The 3,375-nt window shown below is 68.7% G+C and carries 3 protein-coding genes; all 3 read left to right on the top strand.

Going from position 1 to position 3,375, the window contains the following annotated elements; all coding sequences use genetic code 11:
- Nucleotides 1-1,571, top strand: a 1,571-nt coding sequence (locus WBB07_RS18790) for a LuxR C-terminal-related transcriptional regulator (RefSeq protein WP_526309904.1), incomplete at its 5' end; no start/stop codon positions are given.
- Nucleotides 1,572-1,670: 99 nt separating this feature from the next.
- Nucleotides 1,671-2,243: a sigma-70 family RNA polymerase sigma factor gene (locus WBB07_RS18785; RefSeq protein ID WP_526309903.1), complete on the top strand. Its 573-nt coding sequence runs from the start codon at nucleotides 1,671-1,673 to the stop codon at nucleotides 2,241-2,243.
- Between the two features lie 21 nt (nucleotides 2,244-2,264).
- On the top strand, nucleotides 2,265-3,375 hold a 1,111-nt coding region (locus tag WBB07_RS18780), incomplete at its 3' end, for an AAA family ATPase (protein WP_526309902.1).

Below are 3,375 nucleotides of genomic sequence, written 5' to 3'. Positions count from 1 at the left end.
GCACCCGGGCCATCGCCGCCGCCAGAGCCAAACGTGATGCGGCCGCACCCGAGGCCGCCAAAGAACTGCTCGCCGTCGCCGAGCTCAGCCCCCTGACCGAACTCCAGCACGCCCAGATCGCTCGGCTGCGGGCCCAGATCGAGTTCACCCGCAGCCGCAGCGGCGAACCCGGAGCCCCCCGCGTCGCCGATGCGGCAACCCAACTGCTGCGGGCCGCGCAGCGGCTGCAACCGCTCGACGGTGAAGCCGCCCGCGACACCTATCTCGAAGCGTTGGCCGCCGCCATGTTCGTGTCCCGCTTCGGCGCTGCTGATGGTTCCGCAGTCGTTGCCGAAGCCGCCCGGTCCGCACTCGAGCCGCTGCCCAGCGTGGTCCGGCCGATCGATCACCTGCTGCACGGGATGGCCGACCGGATCAGTCATGGCGTGGCGGCGGCCGCTCCCCCGCTGCACACCGCGTTGACACTGTGGTGCCAGCACGCCCAGGACCGCGATATCGCGTCGCTGCCCTGGATGTCGTTGGCGTTTCCGATCATTCAGGAATCAGCTGTCGGCGAACTCTGGGATGACAAACTGATGAGCCGGCTGGCCGCGGCCATGGTGCGGTACGCCCGAGATACCGGAGCGTTGGCGATCCTGCCTTCTGCCCTGACCTTCCAGGCTGGCGTCCACCTACTCAGCGGTGAACTGGGCACAGCAGCAGCACTTCTCGACGAGGCCGACGCCATCTCGGCGGCCACCCAGTACCAACCGGTGAAATACCACCGGCTACACCTGGCTGCGCTGCGGGGTGTTCCCGACGCGGCCGTGGACCTGATCGAGTCAACCCGGGAGTTGGCCCGGCGCAACGGCGAAGGCCGGTTGTTCGGCCTGACCTGCCTCACTGCCGCGATCCTGTACAACGGCCTGTCTCGGTATCCCGAGGCCTACGCCGCCGCCGGCGGCATCCTCGACCACGAAGATCTCGGCTTCTACAGCTGGTGTCTGCTCGAGTTGGTCGAAGCCGCAGTCCATACCGGACATCACGACAGCGCCCAGGACGCCGTCCGGCAACTCGAAGACCGGGCCGGCGCCGGCGGAACCGACTGGGGACTCGGTGCACTGGCCGGCGCCAAAGCGCTGCTCGCGGACGGCCCCGACGCCGAGGCGCTGTTCAACGAAGCCATCGAGCGTCTGGAACGCACCGGCGTCGCCTCCCAACTGGCCCGGGCACATCTGCGCTACGGCGAGTGGCTGCGCCGGAGGAAACGCCGCCCCGATGCCCGCCAACAGCTCGGCAACGCCCACAAGATGTTCACCCGGATGGGCACCCAGGCCTTCGCCGAACGGGCCCGCAGGGAACTCGTGGCGGCCGGGGAGAACGTCTGCCAGGGCACCAACTCCGCAACCCAGCAGCTCACGGCCCAAGAGACCCAGGTCGCGAAACTGGCCGCCGACGGGCTGACCAATCAGGAGATCGGCGCGCACCTTTTCCTCAGCACACACACCGTCGAATGGCACCTGCGCAAGGTCTTCGTGAAGTTCGGCATCACCTCACGGCGACAGTTGCGGGCCGTGTCGTGGCCCGACTGAGCACCACCACCACGCTGCCTTCACCATGTCGGCCGCTACGCGCTTTCAAGGGTTACTTCGGCCGCCCGCGCGACCAGGCTCAACGGTGTGGATCAGTTCATGAGCGTGCGCCCGCAGTTGTTCGGCATCGCCTACCGGATGCTGGGCAGCACCGCCGAAGCCGAGGACGTGGTGCAGGACGTCTGGATTCGCTGGCAGGGCCGCGACCATGACTGCATCCGGGACCCGACGGCGTTTCTGGTGACCGCGACCACCCGGGTGTGCCTCAACGTGCTGCAGTCAGCGCGGGCACGTCACGAAACCTACTTCGGTCCTTGGCTTCCCGAGCCGGTGGACACCAGCTCTGACCCGTCGGCAGGTATCGAACGGCACGAAACCGTGCAGTACGCGACGCTGGTGTTGCTGGAGACATTGCTTCCGGCCGAGCGGGCGGCCTTCCTCCTGCGCGAGGCCTTCGACTACCCCTACGCGACAATCGCCGAGATCCTCGGCGTCACCGGTGTGAACGCGCGCCAACTGACACACCGGGCGCGCGCCCGGCTGGCAGCAGGACACCGCCGCACCCGCCCGCGCCGCACCGAACACCTCCAGCTGGTGTCGGCTTTCATGGCGGCCGCAAACGGCCGAATCTCGGATTTGGAGGAGCTGTGCAGCGCCCAACTCACCCACTGACAACGGCCGCTGCCAGGTACGATGCTGCTGGTGCAGCCACGTCGCAGCCCACCGCTGCTCGGGCGCACCGCAGAATGTGACACTCTGCAGCGCCTGGTGTCCGACCCCGCGTCGGGGCAACCCCATGTCCTGGTGCTGCGCGGTGAGGCCGGTGTCGGCAAGACCGCGCTCCTCGACTTTGTGGTGTCTGAGGCGGTGACGACCCATCGCGACTTCCAGATCACCCGGATCGCCGGCATCGAATCCGACATGGAGCTGGCCTTCGCCGGTCTGCAGCAACTGTGTGTGCCGCTGCTCGAACACGTCGGCACACTGCCCGGACCGCAGCGCGACGCACTCGATGTCGCCTTCGGTCGCGCAACGGGCCCGGCCCCGGACCGCTTCCTGATCGGATTGGCCGTGCTGGGCCTGATGGCCACCGCGGCCAGGCAGCGTCCCCTGCTGTGTGTTGTCGACGACGCGCAGTGGCTCGACCAGGTGTCCCTGCAGACGCTCAGTTTCGTGGCGCGACGCCTGCTCGCCGAACCCGTCGTCGTGGTGCTCGCCGCCCGCACCGCCGGCGCCGCTCTGCTGGCCGGCCTGCCCGAACTCACCGTGAGCGGATTGTCCGATCCCGATGCCCGTCAGCTGTTGGATTCCGTGCTGGTGGGCCGCCTCGATGACCGTGTCTTCGACCGCATCATCGCTGAAACCCGCGGCAATCCCCTGGCCCTGGTCGAAGTTCCCCGCAACATCTCCGCAGCCGAGCTGGTCGGCGGGTTCACCAGCGCCGCCGAGCGACCATCCGCCGGACAGGTCACCGAAGGTTACGTCCGCCGCATCCACGGGCTGCCGCGCGACACCCAGCTGTTGGTACTGGCGGCCGCCGCCGAACCCGTCGGAGACACCGCGGTGTTCCTGCGTGCCTCGACCGAACTCGGGATTCCGATCGCCGCGCTGGCGCCCGCCGAGGACGGCGGGCTCCTCGAGTTCGGACCGCGACTGCGGTTTCGTCATCCACTGGTGCGCTCGGCCGCCTACCGCGCGGCCGGTCTCGAGGATCGTCGAGAAGTGCACCGTGCCTTGGCCGGTGCCACCGACACCACCACCGATCCCGACCGACGCGCCTGGCACGCCGCCCACGCCGCCACCG

The sequence above is a fragment of the Mycobacterium sp. genome (assembly GCF_049647605.1).
Lineage (GTDB): Bacteria > Actinomycetota > Actinomycetes > Mycobacteriales > Mycobacteriaceae > Mycobacterium.
The sequence above is the reverse complement of the archived record's forward strand: the minus strand, read 5'-3'. Positions and strand labels throughout refer to the sequence as shown.

Coding starts and splice junctions, on each gene's coding strand:
- WBB07_RS18785 (WP_526309903.1), top strand. CDS start 1,671: ATGAGCGTGCGCCCGCAGTTGTTCGGCATCGCCTACCGGATGCTGGGC.